The sequence below is a fragment of the Pauljensenia sp. UMB3104 genome (assembly GCF_030217285.1).
GTDB lineage: Bacteria > Actinomycetota > Actinomycetes > Actinomycetales > Actinomycetaceae > Pauljensenia.
In genome coordinates this window covers 1-344 of record NZ_JASONN010000127.1, presented here as the reverse complement: position 1 = coordinate 344, position 344 = coordinate 1, and the positions used below count along the sequence as shown (strand labels likewise).

Sequence of the window (344 nt, the reverse complement as noted above, 5' to 3'; positions counted from 1 at the left end):
CAAGGACGCCGAGATTACTGTTTCCGATAACGGCACGGCAACGGTGACCTACAAGGATGGATCCTCAACCACCTTCACTCCGGACAAGACCGTCCGCAAGCTCAAGAACAACGAGAAGATCAAGATCAACGACCCCGAAATCACCGGCGTCGTCGACCCGAACAACCTCACCCCCGAGGAACAGGACCAGGTGAAGGATAAGGTCAAGAAGGCCAACCCGGATCTCCCGGAGAACACCCAGGTGACAGTTGGTAAGGACGGTACCGTGACCGTCACCTTCCCCGACGGCTCTACGAGCCAAATCCCGGCTGACAAGACCGTCAAGCTGCTCACCCCGGCCGGTA

The 344-nt window shown here is 58.1% G+C and carries 1 protein-coding gene; it reads left to right on the top strand.

The genetic code is table 11. From position 1 onward, the window contains the following. Positions 1–344 (top strand): hypothetical protein (locus QP415_RS11040; RefSeq protein WP_285100093.1); only part of this gene is annotated, 344 nt, incomplete at both ends.